The following is a 16,394-nucleotide window of genomic DNA, read 5'->3' as shown; positions in this document are numbered from 1 at the left end:
AAGATGAAGGAGAGCCTGATGGCTTGGATCTTATTAATTATTGCCGGTTTATTGGAAGTATGCTGGGCCTATAGCATGAAACTATCCAATGGTTTTAGCCATTGGGGGTATAGCATTTTAACCCTCGTGACCATGATTGCTAGTTTTGCCCTCTTATCTATTTCAATGAAATCATTAGCCTTAGGCACGGCTTATACCATCTGGACTGGTATTGGTGCGGTGGGGGCATTTGTGGTGGGTATTTTAATTTTAGGCGAAGCCGTTAGCCCTATGCGTATTTTAGCGGCTGTACTCATTGTTGGCGGTTTGATTTTGATGAAATTATCATCTTAATCGGCTGTGATAGCCTTTACTATCTCTATAGCATCTCTATGAACAAGTCGCGCTGGCATAATCCATTGACCAGCGCTACGGCCATGTATAAAGCAATATACAAACAATTCTCATTATCATACTATAAGGCAGGTAATGGCTGGTATTTTGATGAAAACCAATGAATCTTGCTTGTAATACTGAGAAGACCACTATGCTCGAGCGGCTATATCGAGAGCATTATGCTTGGTTATACGTATGGCTATGCAATCGTTTACAACAAAACAGTCATGTTGAAGATGTATTACAAGACACCTTTGTTAAATTATTAAAAAGTAATTTGGTTGAACAGATTCAGCATCCTAAGTCTTATTTAGCTCAGACAGCATCACGTATTATTATCGATCAAGCGCGTCGTAAATATATCGAACAAGCCTATTTAGATTATCTAGCGACGCATCAACAAGACAGTGATTGCAATACACCAGAAAATATTTTATGTGCCATCGAATTATTAGAGCGTTTAGCCAGTATGTTAGAGGGGTTAGATGCGCAAGTGCGGCAGATTTTTTTGCTGCGTTATTTAGATGAACTGACCCAATTACAGATCGCAGCGCGTTTAAACCTGTCACGTGGCACAGTACAGCGCGCGTTGATACACGCGATCCAGCACTGTGATGCTATTATCAGAGAGCAGTAATATCAGTGAGCAGTAATATCAGAGCGCATAAGTTGAAGTTGAAAATACCATGTTGAAACGATAATGCCGAATGTCTCAAACACAACCGACCAAGAGATTGCTGCACAGGCAGCAGAATGGTTGGTCATCATGGATGATGCACCTGATGCAGACTGTCAGCAACGTTTTGCCCAGTGGCTCGCACAAGATGCGCGCCATCTGCAAGCCATACAACGCATGCAAAATTTGTTGGGGGATGTTGCACAGTTACAGCACTATTATCCCGATGCACAACATGCCAAAACCATGTTTGAACAGGTGCTCAGTCGTAGCCCACAGCACAAGACGCATTATTTGTATAAAGGGCTGTTGGCTATCGTGGCACTTACGGGTTTATCGGCTTTCTTGGCTTTACAGTATGCACCATTAGGCTATTGGACCGCGGATCAACGTAATGCACCGCAGTCGTGGCAACAGCAAACTTTGGCAGATCAAAGTCAGATTCGTTTGAGTGGCAAGACGGCTTATAATGTTAAGTTTAATGCGCAGCAACGTATAGTTGAGTTATTACAAGGGAATATTTTGGTGGATGTCGCCAAAGATGCCCAGCGACCCTTTATGGTACAAACTCAACATGGCACGGTACAGGCCTTGGGTACGCGTTTTATTGTGACGCAAGATGGGCAAAGTACGGTTGTAACCATGTTGGAATCTAAAACAGCGGTGTGGGGGCGTCAACAACCACAACATAAAGCCACATTAATTGCTGGGCAACGTATTGAAATCAATGATAAAGGCATACAATCACAGCAGCCGATTCAGATTAATACCGCGTTATTACAACAGGCATGGCAGCAACATATCTTGGTTGCAGAACAAGAAGAACTGGTTGATCTACTTGATTATTTGGCGATGTATTCAGTCGCTAAAATCAGTTTTGATCGTCAAGCCCTAGCGGGCATCAAAGTAACCGCAACTTTGACATTGGAAGATGTCGATGCCGCATTGGCACAATTGGCACAAGAACTCAATTTAGAGCTTAACCGACAGATTCCGTATGTGATTAGACTCAATAAAAAATCTAAGTCATAACATGGCTTTAAAAGTTTTTTTGCATCAAATCGCAATTTTTTTGTGCACAAAAACTTTTCATTCGTCTCTTAACGTATAGATCATTTAATTTGGGAAGATGATGATGAATACAAGTGGGCGAAAAAAATCCAGCGCACTCAAGCCGTTGGTGCTGGCAATCCAATGCGGCATATTGACAACAATGACATTGGCGCTGCCTATGGTGGGCTATGCACAAAGCACACAACAGCATTATCAGATTGCTGCTGGAAATTTGAGTCAGGCCTTGATTGCCTTTTCTTTACAGTCGGGTCTTCAGCTTACTGTCGATCATCAGAAATTACAGGGTTTAAAAACGGCAGGGCTACAGGGTGATTACAGCATTGCTGAAGCTTTTGAGAAGTTATTACAAGGTACAGCATTAAAAGCACAGCGTCGTGCAGATGGTTCTTATACGTTGCTCCAAAACAATAGCACGCATGCCGTTGTGCAACTCGAGACCATTCAATTACAAGCGCAGAAAAATCAAGTTGCCTCGGCTGAGCTTGGCGCTGATGACGCCACCTTGCCAGTGATTACATTGAGCGCTGAAAAACAAGGTCATGCTGGAGATGGTTATTTGGTCAATAAAATAACAGATGTAGGCATATGGGGAGCGCGGGCTTTAAAAGATACGCCGTATTCTGTCAGTGTGATCTCAAGCGATTTAATTGAAAATTCGATTGCGAAAGATATGAATCAAATTTTCAAAAAAAATCCAACCACCCAAGAAACTGCCGCTAGATCATCCGTCGCGAGTGATTTATATGTACCTGTTATTCGAGGATTCAACCCAAGAACTTTGGTAAATGGTGTTTCTCATTCTATGGGCTATGCCACGAGCCCTATGATGCAAGATATTGACCGTGTTGAGATTATTAATGGCGCTACGGGGTTCCTATATGGCGGTGGGCAAGTTGGTGGAGCTATTAACTATATAACTAAAAAGCCTACCTTAGAAAAGTTAATGAATTTATCCGTTGGAAGTTATGGAGGATCTTCTTACTTTGGGCATTTAGATTTAGGCGGTCAATTTGATCAAGAGAATATTTTTGGTTATCGAATCAATGTGCTCTATCAGAATGGAGAAAACCCGTCGAAAGTTGATATCGAACAAAAAGGTATCAGTTTGGTGCTCGACTGGAAGCTAAGTGATCGCTTTTATACAGATATTAAATATGCGCATAAAGATGCTTTTGAACAGGGTGGGAATACCGTATTTAACTCAATAGTTGATCGTTCAGTAATTAAAAAGAATAAAAGCTATTCGCCAAGCTGGGTAGAAAATCAAGTAAAATCAGATATTATCGAAAACCATAGCAAGTGGAAAATTAATGACAATCTATCTTTAAGAACAAATTTATCTTATGAAAAAATGAAACATCGTGGAGATAATACCAGTATTGTTTTAAAAGATAATGGAATGGTGAGCATTGATGCGATTAATTATTGGAAGGGTTCATCAATCACTAAAAATGCTTGGCAAGAAACAAAATCTGCAGGTGGTAGTATTTATCTAGATTCTGAATTTGCAACAGCATCCATACAACATAATTTAACGGTAGGTTATTCATTAGAGCGATCTAAATATTATCGTCGCGCAGACAACTGGTTAGAATTGGATTTTAATCAAGATATTCCTTTGAATGAGCTGAAAGATGTGCCAGAACCAAACTGGAATAATATTGGGAGTTATGGGCAAGAACCTTTAAAAGCCAGAAATAAGCTTGAATTTAGAAATATACTAATGGGTGACGATATTGTATTTAACTCGCAATGGAGTGCATTATTAGGTGCAAACTATGCGACGATTAATAGTACATTTTATCCATCATCTTATACATATAAGAAATCTGAGTTAACTCCCACGATGTCTATTATTTATAAGCCATATGAAAATGTTACTAGCTATATCACCTATATTGAAAATCTAGAACAAGGTGATCAAGTACCCAATGATCCGAATTATAATGATCCGGGTAAATTATTAGATCCATATAAAAGTAAACAGTATGAACTTGGTGCGAAACTTAGTTTATTGAATGACAAATTATTATTGACCTCTGCATTATTTAGAATTGAAAAAGCCAATTGGTTTGAAGGTCAAGCAAGTAATGGAAAAATTAACTATAGCCAAGATGGTCAACAAATTCATCAAGGTTTAGAACTTGGTATTACAGGGAAACTAAGCGATCGTTGGGTGATAGTGGCTGGCGGTACTATCATGGATTTAGATGTTAAAAAAGCAAGTGATGCTCAAATTGAAGGAAACAAACCGACTGAAGCTGCAGAGAGAATGGCAAAAATATATACTGAATATCAGTTGCCATGGCTTGATGGTTTAGCCATCACTGCCGGCGCATATTATACTGGGAAAAAATATGCTGATAGTGCCAATACTGATATTTTACCAGCCTATACTTTAGTTGATATGGGGCTGCGCTATCGTAGCAATATTGGCGGTTATCCAACGACTTTTAATCTTAATGTCAGTAATTTAACCAATAAAACATATTGGGGGAAAAAAGAATATTTAGGTGATCCAAGAACAGTGGCATTTTCTATTAAGACGCAGTTTTAAATTAAACGCGCATTATCAATTCACGATAGTGCGCGTTTCTATTTGAGAGAGGGGTGAAGCAATTCATGAAGCATAAAATCATACATTTAAAAGACTTAAAATAATTTTCCACAATATTGCACTTTGGCAGAAATCGTTTTTTACAGAAATTTTAAAATGTTATCAAAGTGTAAAAAACACTCAATTTTCACAGAAAGTCATCTATGCTTTTTTATCATAAAAAAAGTGAGGTTAATCATGAGTAAATCAAGAAATTTGAAAGTCTATACCCGCAATAATCTCGATGATGCTGTCAAAGAAGCAACCGTGCAAATCTTAAATCAAACTTTATCTAATCTGATTGATCTTTCTTTATTAACCAAACAAGCGCATTGGAATATGCGTGGCAGTAATTTTATTGCCGTACATGAAATGCTGGATACCTTTAGAACCTCGATTATTACCCATTTAGATAATGTGGCAGAACGTGCTGTACAAATCGGTGGCACTGCTTTGGGTACGACGCAAGAAGTGGCGAAAAGCACGCATTTAAAAGCCTATCCAGCTGAAATTCATGATGTGCAAGATCATTTAAAAGAACTTGCCGATCGTTATGCGGTGGTAGCGAACCATATTCGCGAAACAATAGATCAAATTGAAGATCCAATCTCTGAAGATATTTTCCATGCTGCACTCGAAGATCTAGACCAGTATCTGTGGTTCTTGGAAGCCAATATTGAACAGCCTGCCCAAGCTTAAATATACGCTTAAGCACACGAGAATGAGCAAAAGCAAACAGCGCATCGGCGCTGTTTGCTTTTTTACATATTTTACATAACAACAAGGACACATGGATGCCGCCGCTGCCGCATTTGTTGGTTTGGCATCTTTAAAAGCGAACGTGTTGCATCAAATCTAATGCTGTAAAACAGTGATTTTCCTAGCAAAAATAAAAGAATAAAAATGCGATTTTTTAACTTACTGTGTAGAACAGCTGAACAATAGTTGTGTTATTATTGTAAAGATTTATTTAACAATAGATCTAAATAAAACTGACTTTTATTATTGAGCATCCTTTCTGTTGACGGTAAATAAGACACCTTATTTGTATATATTTTCTTGGGTTAAATAATGAAAACGCTTTATTTTACATGATTTTTGAGTGAAGTGTTTTGACTGATCTGCATATCATGGGAATGATGTCTTTCTTATATTATTAACCTGTACTTAACAAGCGTCTATTAGAAATAAAGAAGGATGATGATTTCAGATCAATTCAATAATTTTGGCTCTTGCGAATGGTGAATATATGAAATTAATAAATTATGTTTTAGCGGCGACCGCCAGTTTACTGACATCTGCCACGCTATCTGCTGCTGGAACAGCTGTAACCTTTTATGGTGAGGTTTCAGATCAAACCTGCCAAGCCTCTATTGAAGGCAATACCAACGGCATTGTGCTTTTACCAACTGTTCCTGCCAATACTTTAGCGACTGCTGGACAAACTTCTGGTTTAACCCCTTTTAAAATTAGCATCAAAGGTTGTACCGCACCTAAAGCTGATTTACCCATTAAAACCAAATTCTTAGGTCTAGATGTAACCGCTGGTGGCAATTTAGGCAATGCCGCGGCAGGCAATAATGCGGCCAAGAATGTAGCCATTCAAATTACGGCAGACTCAGCCGGAACATCCGCAGTACGTTTAAATGGACCGACCAGTGTGAGTGGTTTGGTGCTTAAGAATGGAGCAACCAGTGCGAGTTATGATTTTGGCGCACGCTATATCGCTGAAGGAGGTAGCGTAACAGCGGGGCTAGTGACGTCTGTTGTTGAATATACCCTTAGTTATCAATAGTTTGTAAATAAATCATAGCTTGGGCTGTTGCTAAGGTGGCAGCTCATCTTTTGTTGTATGCGTGAGGAGATGCATAATGAAACTCGGCTGGCGTAGCTTGATTGGCGCAGCAATCATGGTGGCTGCAAATAGTACGCCATTATGGGCAGGTGTGGTACTCACAGGGACACGGATCATTTTTGCAGATGGTCAAAAAGAAAAAACCATTTATTTGCAGAACAAAGATAGTTATCCCAACTTGGTGCAAATCTGGTTAGACGAGGGCGATGAAAATTTAAATATTGAAAATAGCAGCGCACCTTTTGTGGTCGGGCCACAGATTTTTCGGATACAACCCGATGCTGTCCAAACCGTGCGTTTGCGTTTTTTGGGGCAGGATCAAGTACCGCAGGATAGAGAATCATTATTTTATATGAATTTTTCAGAGACGCCGGCGTTAAAGAAAAGTGCCAGCGATGCCAATCGTTTGGTGGTGGTCTTTAAAAACCGTATTAAAGTTTTTTATCGTCCAAAGCAGATTGTTGGTCAGGCGAGTGAGTTGAGTACGCACTTGCAATTTAAGCTGCATCGTCAGGATACACAGACGGTCTTACAAATTCACAATAACAGTGCTTATTTCGCCAATGTTAAAAGCCTTAGCCTCGTGGCTTCACAACATCTTATGGGCAAAGGTGTAGCTAAAGCGTTAGTAGTTAAAGAAAATGAAATTATTGCACCGAAAAGCACTGTGCAATGGCCTGTTGCAGGCAATTTGGTGGACAAACAGCATATACGCTTAAGTTTGGTGAATGATTATGGTGTTTTGATTGAGCATGAGTTGCCGTTGCAAGACTAATGCAGTGGGTGGGACATGTGTTTGATCGTGATCGCAGAAATGGTTCAGCCACTGGCGAGACTATTCAGTGGCGCATTGCTTTATGCTGTGGGCAGTATGCTCTATGCCGCAGCGCCCATGCCTGAGGAAGATGAGTATATTTTTGATCCCAATATTTTTGCTGGGCGTTCGGCCGGCCATCAGGCGCTACTACAACGCATGAGTCAGACGGAAAGTGTCATGGCTGGACCATATAAAGTTGATGTCTATCTCAATGGGCAACTGTTAGAGCGTTTAGAAGTGCAATTTGTGCAAAAGACCACTCAGCGTATCGAGCCTTGTTTTGATGAACCGACCTTGCGTAAATTTGCTTTGGCACAAAAGAATATCGATATCATTCAGTCACAGTCACAGTCACAGTCACAGTCACAGGGCTGTATTTTTTTAGCAGATTATGTGGCGGGAACACGAATAGAATTTGATTCCGGCAAATTACGCCTAGATGTATTTATTCCACAAAGTGAGTTGCGTGCTGTACCACGAGGCTATGTTGATCCAGCCATGTGGGATGCTGGCGAAGGTATTTTTTTTATTAATTATGCTGGGCACTATTATGAAAGTCGCTTGATACATCAGCAGCAATCACAGGCAGCACAACAATATCGGGCAGCTTATCTCGCGCTACAAACTGGTTTTAATGTAGGTAAATGGCAATATCGGCAGCAAAGCCATATACAGTATAGCCAAACCATGGGGACGCAATGGGCAAATATTCGACGTGTTGTGTCTCGTCCCTTGGCGGGCATTAAAAGTGTGCTCAATATGGGAGAGATTTATAGTGCTGGGCGATTTTTTTCGGGTATGGCTTTTTATGGCATAAATCTAGCCTCAGAAGAAAGAATGCTACCAGAGTCGATGCGCGGCTATGCGCCAGTCGTGCAGGGTATTGCCAAGAGCAATGCCAAGATTTCTATTGTACAAAATCAAAAGGAAATTTATCAGACTACCGTTGCGGCGGGTCCCTTTGTGATTCAAGACTTATATCCTACGAGTTTTAATGGCGATCTCTTGCTGGTGATTGAGGAAGCAGATGGCGAGTTGCGTTATATCAAAGTCCCTTTTGCTGCGATGCCAGAGTCCTTACGCCCTGGTGCATCGCGTTATCACTGGGATGTGGGGCAAACCAGACAAGGACAGCAGCCACGCTTTTTTAGCAATCTGACTTACCAGCGTGGTGTGAGTAATCGCAGCACCGTACATGTGGGGGCGCGTGTAGCGCGGGATTATTATGCAACTGCGGCGGGTGCAGTCTATAGTACAGCGTGGGGCGCTTTTGCGGTTAATTTTACCCATTCACAAGCCAAGCTGATTGAGCAACCACAGCCACAGCATGGGCACATGCTACAACTGAGTTATAGTCAAAAAATAGCTACCAGTGATACCACACTCAATATGGCGGTTTATCGTTATGGCGGTCAGGGGTATTTAGATCTGAATGATGTGATAGACCGCCCCAGGAAAAAGACAGATGCAGACACCGTTGTAGTCTTGCCAGTGCAACAACGACATCTGCGTTATGAGCTGAGTCTCAACCAAAACTTAGCTGAATTCGGGCTGTTATTTTTGTCTGCTTCAGCGCAAAAAGCACGTGATCGGCAACATCATGATGTACAGTTTCAGCTGGGCTATGCCAAAACCTTTGCCAATGGCTTGAGTTTTAATGTGTCGTTATTGCATCAAAATATAGTAGATCCCTATCAAACTATACGGCAAGCCTCTAGGACTGGATTAAGTTTGGGCAGTACCGGCAAAGAAAGCACATTGAATGTGTCTTTGAGTTATAGCTTGGGCAGAGCGAAAAGCTATGCTGCAAAAAACCTTGGGCTAAATTATAGTCAGCGACAACATCAACCCGCCAGTTATCAGACCAGCTTGTCAGGAACACTGGGTCCCGAGCGTACTTTGAGTTATAGCATTGGTGTACAACAACAGCCTTATCAGGCACAACCGACTTGGGTGGCCAATATTGCTCAGCGTTTTGCCTATGTTGCAACAGGGTTGCATATCGCCAAGAGTCCGCAATCTTGGCAAGTTTCTAGCAATGTACAAGGTGCTTTGGCTGTGCATCGTGGCGGAATCACCTTAGGTCCATATTTGGGCGATAGCTTTGTCTTGGTGGCAGCACCTGGCGCACGTGGAGCACGTGTGATGAGTGGACAAACCCGTATCAACCGTTCGGGCTATGCTCTGATTCCAGCAATTACTCCTTATCGTTATAACGAGATCATACTTGATCCGGCTGGTATGTCTGAACGTGTAGAGTTATTGAGCCAGCAGCACCGTGTTGCGCCCTATGCCGGTGCGACCGTTAAAGTGAATTTTGCCACACGAATAGGTTATCCCTTGTTTATCCAAACACATTTGCCTTCTGGTGAATTTGTTCCACTGGGCGCAGAAGTGATTGACGCTGCAGGTCATGTGCTGGGCATGGTGGGTCAGAGTGGGCAGATGTATGTGCGAGTATCACAACGAGAGGGCGCGCTACGCGTACGTTGGGGCGATGATGCAACACAGCAATGTACTTTTGCCTATGCGTTAACCGCGAAACAATTGGAATGGGCACAAGACATGATCCGCCTAGAAAAAAACTGTCAGTCGGAGGGGCTGCCATGAGCCGTATAGTGATCATTGATACCGCTACAGTCACAACAATGCATAGCGCTAACGCAGCAACTCAAGTAGCCAGTAGTCGCGTTAGCATAACCAGTGCAGTGAGCACACCTATATCCCTCATCCATCGCCTGATAGCTGTTCTCGCTCAAGTTTATCGGGGGTGTTGCCAGCACATTATGAAAACTTTGATCGGGTGCAGTATGTTGCTCTGTGGTGCTGTCTATAGCACACAAAGTTTTGCGCTATGTCATAGTACGGGTGCGTTAGACAATAGTCAGAGCAACAATATCCCGATTCGTTTTGGCAGTATTTATTTGAGTTCGACCTATTTACAGCCAGTGGGGAGTTTGATCGATCGTGTGGTGGTCCCGGCGACGGACTATACTGCTGCGAACGTGACGCCCAATACGGTGTTATGGATTTGTGATAAGAGTGACTTGAAAGACCTGCTATTTTTGGTGGCCACCAATGCAGATGATGGCGCTGGTGGTCAAGATGAGGTCGGCTTGACTGATGGTTTGGCACAAGTTTATGCAACTTACTTTCAAAATGTTGGACTCAAGCTCAGCATGCAAGGGATCAGTCTCAGTCGACGTTACCAAGGCATTGCGGTGAGTCAGTTTTTAGAGCTTGATTCTGGCAAAATTCATATCCGTCTGATGGATATTCCTCCTTTGATTGCGGAGATCTATCGTGTCAGCACCCTAAAACAAAGCCTGAGTCTATGTCCCAATAATCAGCAAATCTTGCAAGGACCTTATCTTTGTCAGCAAGCCAATGCTTATATTCAGTTACGTGGTCCGGGTTTGCTGAGTGATGAATTGGGAGAGGATGCTGCATTACAGCATCGTTTCTTAGCGGTCAATAATGGTTTGAGTTATGGCATGCAAATGCATAATGTGCTGCATCAGGAGGCCAGTTGTGTGGTGCGCCATGCCACACCGGTTATTGTTTTTGCACCGATAAGCCGTGATGCTTTAGAGGCGAATCATAGTGTTGCGGCTAATTTTCAAGTCAGCATTGAATGTGCCGATTTTGTTGATTCAGGTGTGGCACCTTTACAAACCGCAGTGGGGATTCAAGTCTCTTATGCTGCGTATCAAACCGCACAGCGCTTGGGTCTGGTCAATGCTCAGAATGGTGTCTTGGCATTGTTATCAGATCAATATGATGATGCACATATGGCACAGGGCGTTGGTATTTTTCTAAGACAGCAACATCGCCAGCAAGATATGTTTTTTGTGGGGCATCCTGCGGCAGTGGGGGGTGGTGAAGATGCTGGCTGGTATCCGGTCTTGGACGGTGCTCAGCAGCAAGACAGCGTCCAGCAAGGCTATCGCTATTATGTGCAAAATTATACGGCGCGCTTGCAAAAACTGCCGCTGGCAACGCCAGTACGTCCTGGCAAGGTCTCTGCAACAGCCTATATTTTGGTGAAAGTACAATGATCACTTGTCTAAGGGCAACGCCAGTAAAAGACCAGATAATTAGGAGAAGCCCAAAATGGAGAGCATTGCATGCGTATAAACATCTGTCTTGTTGCGGGGCTCGCTATGATGATGCTGTGCAGTCATGTGCAGGCAGGAATCTTGGCAAGTAAAACACGGTTGCTTTTTCAAGCCCCGCAAACATATCAGCATTTGATGCTGGTCAATACCAATCACTATCCCATCCTCTTGCAGACTTGGGTGGATCAGGGTGCGGCTGATCCAGAAACGCCCCATATGCCTTTTTTGGTTGTGCCTCCTTTGGCAAAGATGTCGGCCAATGCCATACAGAGCATACGTATTATTTATAATGATCAGCTGTTGGCACAAGATCGTGAATCAGTCTTTTGGCTAAATTTATATGAAATGCCCTATGTCAAAACCGCAATGACAGAACAAAGCACATGGCTGAGTTTGGCGATGAATACGCAGTTAAAAATTTTTTATCGACCCAAAACCTTGGCTAAAATGACGCTGAGCGATCTTGCGCAACATTTAAAATTTTATCTGATACAACATCAAGGTCAGTGGTTGATTCGCTGTGATAATCGTACGGCCTATCATGCGTCATTTCTGGATCTACAATTGCTGCTGCCGTCACAACGCTTTGCTGCGCAACAGGTCATGGATATGATGAGTTATCCATTTAGTCAGAAAGACTATCTGTTCTCTGCCAAGGTAACCAGCAAGTTGTCGTCGGTTCTAAGCACAGCGCAGGTACAGTTTTCCTTAGTCGATGATCAAGGTCAAATTCATTCTTTTACACGCCCCATACATGTTTTATTGGATGAGGGTGTACCGGATAATGCAGTACAAAAATAAATCCCATTTAGAATAGCGATAGCATGAGATGGCTTTGGATGATGATGAATATTTAAAAAAATACTTTATAAACTGATCAGAAGCGCATACCATCCATGTTATAGCATATATACAGTAGTACGGTTTTTTGATTAAAACCAAGACCATAATAGTACGCTATTAAGGTTAAAACTACGGTATAGGTTTTAAGCTGAAAACTCTAATTGCAATATTTATTTACCTTTTTTAGGTCTTCGTTAAAATATAACGCATTGATGTTATAACGGTCAGATATTATTTTAACGGCATGTTTATGACATGACGTTTATCTATGCGATCCGTCAGGCATCGATGAGATCGGTAAATAAACCAAGCCAATGAGAATGAAGCATTCTGCTTATTGAGTGATCTAGAGTAGTCCAACTAGTCAGATTATTTTTGTACGGTTAATCATATCTTCCCATGCGGTGTATATTGCCAAAATCTTCGTGATTCACATGGCGAAACATATATTTTGCTGCGTGTTGGATTAATAATTGTTCAATTGGAAGCGTGTTTTGAATGTGCAAAGTGAATAGATTGCAGGCTTAGTGCTGCAATTTTTAAAGGGTTTTTATTTATAGAAACCAGAAATATTTTGCTTGTCAGTATATTTTCTAAACATCGAGATACTGTTTAGATATTGTTTAGTGAGATTGTAATTGAATACAATCGCGCCCGACGATATACAACAAACAGTATGTTGCGTCGGTTTTGTTCTAAGCAGCTATCTTAACAATAGCTTGGAGCCTATGCCAACCTTACGATTGGATTAGGAAGTTTTGGCATGTATGGAAATATTTAATTTTTGCACGCTTTCATTCTCTCACATATTTTTTTAAATATATGCGATGCATAAGGATTCTCTTATGAAAAATTTTAAAATTAGCCTGGCATGGCAAATTTTAATCGCTTTGATTCTCGGGATTATTGTTGGTGCAATCCTACATAATCAGCCTGAGGCTAAAAGCTTTATGGTGCTTAATGTATTGCAACCATTAGGGCAGATATTTATTAGCCTGATTAAGATGATTGTTGTTCCAATCGTTTTTGCAACACTTATATTAGGTATTGCCGGTGTTGGTGATGCAAAGAGTTTAGGAACCTTGGGTTTTAAGACAATTGTCTATTTTGAAATTATTACGACGATTGCCATTCTTGTTGGTTTAATTGCAGCGAATGTTTTCCAACCTGGTGTTGGTGTTGATATGTCGGCTTTGGTGGCGACAGATATTTCTCAATATCAAAAAACCACAGAAGCCGTGCAGTCTGAAGCACACGGTATTATTCAGACTATTTTATCGCTGATTCCGACCAATATTATTAGCTCCATGGCGCATGGTGAAATGCTGCCAATTATTTTCTTCGCCGTATTATTTGGTGTGGGGCTATCTTCTTTACCAACGGAACATAAACAACCCTTACTCAATGTATTTGTTGCAGTATCGGAAACCATGTTCCGCGTAACAAACATTATTATGAAATATGCACCGATCGGTGTATTTGGCTTAATTTCTGTGACGGTTGCGAACTTTGGTTTTGCATCATTAATTCCACTGGCTAAATTAGTGGTCTTGGTTTATGCCGCGATTTTCTTCTTTGCTTTCGTGGTATTGGGTATTACAGCCAAACTATTTGGTATTAACATTTTTACCTTGATCAAAATCCTCAAAGACGAATTAATTTTGGCTTTCTCTACCGCCAGCTCCGAAACCGTATTACCGCGTATTATGGAAAAAATGGAAGCTTATGGTGCACCGAAAGCGATTACCAGTTTTGTGGTTCCAACAGGTTATTCTTTTAACTTAGATGGTTCTACGCTCTATCAAAGTATTGCGGCAATCTTTATTGCACAGTTATATGGGATTGAGCTTTCCATTACCCAACAGATCGTTTTGGTTGTCACCTTAATGATTACCTCTAAAGGGATTGCAGGGGTGCCTGGGGTGTCTTTTGTGGTGTTGTTGGCGACCTTGCATACGGTGGGTATCCCATTAGAAGGTTTGGCATTTATTGCTGGTGTAGACCGTATCTTGGATATGGCACGTACCGCACTGAACGTTGTCGGCAATGCCTTGGCAGTGCTGGTGATCAGTAAGTGGGAAAAACAATTTGATGAGAAAAAAGCATTGGCCTATGAAGCTGAATATTTAAATAAAGCATAGCCATGCCTAAGTGATGCAAAGAGACCTAGCCGATGCTAGGTCTTTTTTTGTGTTTCGAGTTTTGTGTTTCGAGTTTTATGCGTCGAGGTTGATGTCATTGAGCGCCTAAGTCGGGGATAGCCCGTATAAAAACCTTAGCCAGTGCCACACAGGCTTTGTAATGCCACATAGCCAATTCGCAGTGCAATCAGCATCAATAATCCACCCATGATGCGCTCGATGTAGCAGCTATAAGCCAAAAATTTCTGGCGGATTTGTTGCTGGGTAAAGATATAACTGACGACAATGAACCACAATGCGTTGATACTACACATCCAAGCACCATAAGCAATTTGTATATTTAATGGTGTTTGTGGGCTGACGATACTGCTAAAAATTGCTAGAAAGAAAATCGTTGCTTTTGGATTCAATGCATTACAGAAGAAACCAGTCAGAAAAGAACGCTGCCAAGATGGCACGCGCGACGGTGTTGCGGTTGCCAATGTTGCTGTATTGGGTGCGGTGCTACTGGCTAAACAATGCCGTGCCAAATAGCAGAGATAGGCCGCGGCAAGTAGTTGTAGGCTCGCCATGAGCCAAGCATGGGTTTGAAATAAGATCGCTACACCGATTAGGGTGTAGAGAACGTGTACTGAAATACCCGCACCAATTCCCAGTGCCGTGATGACGCCGTGCTTGCGACCATATTTTAAACTTTGCTGTAGGGTAATCAGGAAGTCAGGACCGGGTAAAATCACTGCCAAGAAATGGATTACAGCTAAGCTAAAGAATTCCTGTCCGTACAATTGCCACATACTGTTGAGTATCTCATGCTGAAAGCGAGCATAGATTGTATTTCTAGATGTACCAAGTGATAATCACTCTAAAATAGAAATCACTTTTGCCTGATGAGCACAAATCAACACGCGATGCTGCTGCATGAAATGGCAACTTTTGTCAAAGTTGTCGAGACAGGAAGTTTTTCCGAGACGGCACGGCAGATGGGTACGACACCATCTGCGGTGAGTCGTGCTATCTCCCGTTTAGAGCGTGCCTTGGCAACACGGCTATTACAACGCAGCACGCGTAAATTAAGATTGAGTGAAAGTGGTCAGCACGTCTATATGCGCTGTGTCGATATGGTCAATGCCGCTCAGGCGGTGATGCAATGTTCATCGGCATGGCAACAAGAGGCACAGGGGCTGATTCGTATGAGTGTCCCCAAAGCGGTCGGGCATTTTATGATTCATCCGCATTTGCCTGAGTTTTTAAATCTATATCCGCAGATTGATGTGCAGTTATTGCTAGAAGATCGTTATATCGATCTAATCGACGATGCCGTAGATTTGGCGATTCGCATTACCGACCAGCCACCTGGCGGTTTAATGGGACGTAAGCTGATGGAGATAGAGCATGTGATTTGTGCAACACCGCAGTATTTGGCACAGCATGGCGTGCCGCAACATCCACATGATCTCAAACAGCAGCAGTGTATTTATTTAGGCGAGCAAGCCATGGACTCAAAATGGAAGTTTCAACAGGGAACAAAGTCGGTTACGGTGGCTGTGCGGGGGCGTTATGCGGCTAACCATACTGGCATTCGTTTAGATGCTGCCTTACAACACTTAGGCATTGCCAGTTTGCCTTATTTTGTCGCGCGACCAGCCTTACAACGAGGTGATTTACAGTTACTGCTGTCCGATTGGACCTTTAAAACCTATTATAGTGGTGGTGCGTGGCTACTTTACCCACCGACACGGCATTTGGCGCCGAAGCTGCGTGTTTTTATCCAGTACTTGGCAGATAAACTAGCAATGGTGCATAAGCCACTGGACCATACACCATTGGGCGATACACCACTGCAGGTATCTACTAAAAATGCTTTTGATGAAAGTCTACCGCGATGAGTAGACCCTCCAA

At 42.2% G+C, this 16,394-nt stretch carries 13 protein-coding genes; 12 read left to right on the top strand and 1 reads right to left on the bottom strand.

Annotation, left to right across the window (positions count from 1 at the left end; translation table 11 throughout):
* Positions 1 to 18 precede the first annotated feature (18 nt).
* The 11 genes from BFG52_RS16145 to gltP all read left to right on the top strand — a co-directional run bounded on the left by BFG52_RS16145 (position 19) and on the right by gltP (position 14,495).
* Positions 19 to 333, top strand: coding sequence for a DMT family transporter (locus tag BFG52_RS16145; RefSeq protein ID WP_067558677.1), 315 nt, complete (start codon positions 19 to 21; stop codon positions 331 to 333).
* Positions 334 to 526: 193 nt separating this feature from the next.
* The gene (locus BFG52_RS16140; RefSeq protein ID WP_157758127.1) at positions 527 to 1,012 is read left to right on the top strand and encodes a sigma-70 family RNA polymerase sigma factor; all 486 of its coding nucleotides are present in this window, start codon (positions 527 to 529) and stop codon (positions 1,010 to 1,012) included.
* A 63-nt stretch (positions 1,013 to 1,075) separates the two neighbouring features.
* The gene (locus tag BFG52_RS16135) at positions 1,076 to 2,083 is read left to right on the top strand and encodes a FecR family protein (RefSeq protein ID WP_067558669.1); all 1,008 of its coding nucleotides are present in this window, start codon (positions 1,076 to 1,078) and stop codon (positions 2,081 to 2,083) included.
* Between the two features lie 100 nt (positions 2,084 to 2,183).
* Entirely contained in the window at positions 2,184 to 4,682 is a 2,499-nt protein-coding gene (locus BFG52_RS16130; protein WP_169817574.1) for a TonB-dependent siderophore receptor, read from the top strand.
* A gap of 237 nt (positions 4,683 to 4,919) precedes the next feature.
* A complete protein-coding gene (gene dps, locus BFG52_RS16125) occupies positions 4,920 to 5,420 on the top strand; it encodes a DNA starvation/stationary phase protection protein Dps (protein ID WP_067558662.1) in 501 nt (166 codons plus the stop codon).
* A 550-nt stretch (positions 5,421 to 5,970) separates the two neighbouring features.
* Positions 5,971 to 6,516 carry a fimbrial protein gene (locus BFG52_RS16120; protein WP_067558658.1) on the top strand — a complete coding sequence of 182 codons (546 nt, stop codon included), beginning with the start codon at positions 5,971 to 5,973 and terminating at the stop codon, positions 6,514 to 6,516.
* 76 nt (positions 6,517 to 6,592) lie between these two features.
* Entirely contained in the window at positions 6,593 to 7,351 is a 759-nt protein-coding gene (locus tag BFG52_RS16115; protein ID WP_067558655.1) for a fimbrial biogenesis chaperone, read from the top strand.
* Between the two features lie 15 nt (positions 7,352 to 7,366).
* Positions 7,367 to 10,003 carry a fimbria/pilus outer membrane usher protein gene (locus BFG52_RS16110; RefSeq protein WP_081408729.1) on the top strand — a complete coding sequence of 879 codons (2,637 nt, stop codon included), beginning with the start codon at positions 7,367 to 7,369 and terminating at the stop codon, positions 10,001 to 10,003.
* Positions 10,000 to 11,451, top strand: coding sequence for a fimbrial protein (locus BFG52_RS16105; protein ID WP_157758126.1), 1,452 nt, complete (start codon positions 10,000 to 10,002; stop codon positions 11,449 to 11,451). The genes BFG52_RS16110 and BFG52_RS16105 overlap by 4 nt, the downstream gene beginning before the upstream one ends.
* A 69-nt stretch (positions 11,452 to 11,520) precedes the next feature.
* Positions 11,521 to 12,312, top strand: a complete 792-nt coding sequence (locus tag BFG52_RS16100; RefSeq protein ID WP_067558648.1) for a fimbrial biogenesis chaperone — start codon at positions 11,521 to 11,523, stop codon at positions 12,310 to 12,312.
* A gap of 887 nt (positions 12,313 to 13,199) precedes the next feature.
* Entirely contained in the window at positions 13,200 to 14,495 is a 1,296-nt protein-coding gene (gltP, locus tag BFG52_RS16095) for a glutamate/aspartate:proton symporter GltP (protein ID WP_067558644.1), read from the top strand.
* 134 nt (positions 14,496 to 14,629) lie between these two features.
* Here the strand turns inward: gltP and BFG52_RS16090 are convergent, their stop codons facing one another.
* Entirely contained in the window at positions 14,630 to 15,289 is a 660-nt protein-coding gene (locus BFG52_RS16090) for a LysE family translocator (protein ID WP_067558641.1), read from the bottom strand.
* Positions 15,290 to 15,382: 93 nt separating this feature from the next.
* On the opposite strand from BFG52_RS16090, the gene BFG52_RS16085 reads away from it, so the two are divergent.
* Positions 15,383 to 16,381: a LysR family transcriptional regulator gene (locus BFG52_RS16085; protein ID WP_081408727.1), complete on the top strand. Its 999-nt coding sequence runs from the start codon at positions 15,383 to 15,385 to the stop codon at positions 16,379 to 16,381.
* Positions 16,382 to 16,394: the final 13 nt, after the last annotated feature.

The organism is Acinetobacter larvae, from assembly GCF_001704115.1.
GTDB lineage: Bacteria > Pseudomonadota > Gammaproteobacteria > Pseudomonadales > Moraxellaceae > Acinetobacter > Acinetobacter larvae.
This window is presented reverse-complemented; position numbering and strand designations above follow the sequence as displayed.

What these genes read in the sequence shown, in the direction of transcription:
- BFG52_RS16145 (WP_067558677.1), top strand. Translation starts at nt 19, where the DNA reads ATGGCTTGGATCTTATTAATTATTGCCGGTTTATTGGAAGTATGCTGG.
- BFG52_RS16140 (WP_157758127.1), top strand. Translation starts at nt 527, where the DNA reads ATGCTCGAGCGGCTATATCGAGAGCATTATGCTTGGTTATACGTATGG.
- BFG52_RS16135 (WP_067558669.1), top strand. Translation starts at nt 1,076, where the DNA reads ATGCCGAATGTCTCAAACACAACCGACCAAGAGATTGCTGCACAGGCA.
- BFG52_RS16130 (WP_169817574.1), top strand. Translation starts at nt 2,184, where the DNA reads ATGATGAATACAAGTGGGCGAAAAAAATCCAGCGCACTCAAGCCGTTG.
- dps (WP_067558662.1), top strand. Translation starts at nt 4,920, where the DNA reads ATGAGTAAATCAAGAAATTTGAAAGTCTATACCCGCAATAATCTCGAT.
- BFG52_RS16120 (WP_067558658.1), top strand. Translation starts at nt 5,971, where the DNA reads ATGAAATTAATAAATTATGTTTTAGCGGCGACCGCCAGTTTACTGACA.
- BFG52_RS16115 (WP_067558655.1), top strand. Translation starts at nt 6,593, where the DNA reads ATGAAACTCGGCTGGCGTAGCTTGATTGGCGCAGCAATCATGGTGGCT.
- BFG52_RS16110 (WP_081408729.1), top strand. Translation starts at nt 7,367, where the DNA reads ATGTGTTTGATCGTGATCGCAGAAATGGTTCAGCCACTGGCGAGACTA.
- BFG52_RS16105 (WP_157758126.1), top strand. Translation starts at nt 10,000, where the DNA reads ATGAGCCGTATAGTGATCATTGATACCGCTACAGTCACAACAATGCAT.
- BFG52_RS16100 (WP_067558648.1), top strand. Translation starts at nt 11,521, where the DNA reads ATGCGTATAAACATCTGTCTTGTTGCGGGGCTCGCTATGATGATGCTG.
- gltP (WP_067558644.1), top strand. Translation starts at nt 13,200, where the DNA reads ATGAAAAATTTTAAAATTAGCCTGGCATGGCAAATTTTAATCGCTTTG.
- BFG52_RS16090 (WP_067558641.1), bottom strand. Translation starts at nt 15,289, where the DNA reads ATGTGGCAATTGTACGGACAGGAATTCTTTAGCTTAGCTGTAATCCAT.
- BFG52_RS16085 (WP_081408727.1), top strand. Translation starts at nt 15,383, where the DNA reads ATGAGCACAAATCAACACGCGATGCTGCTGCATGAAATGGCAACTTTT.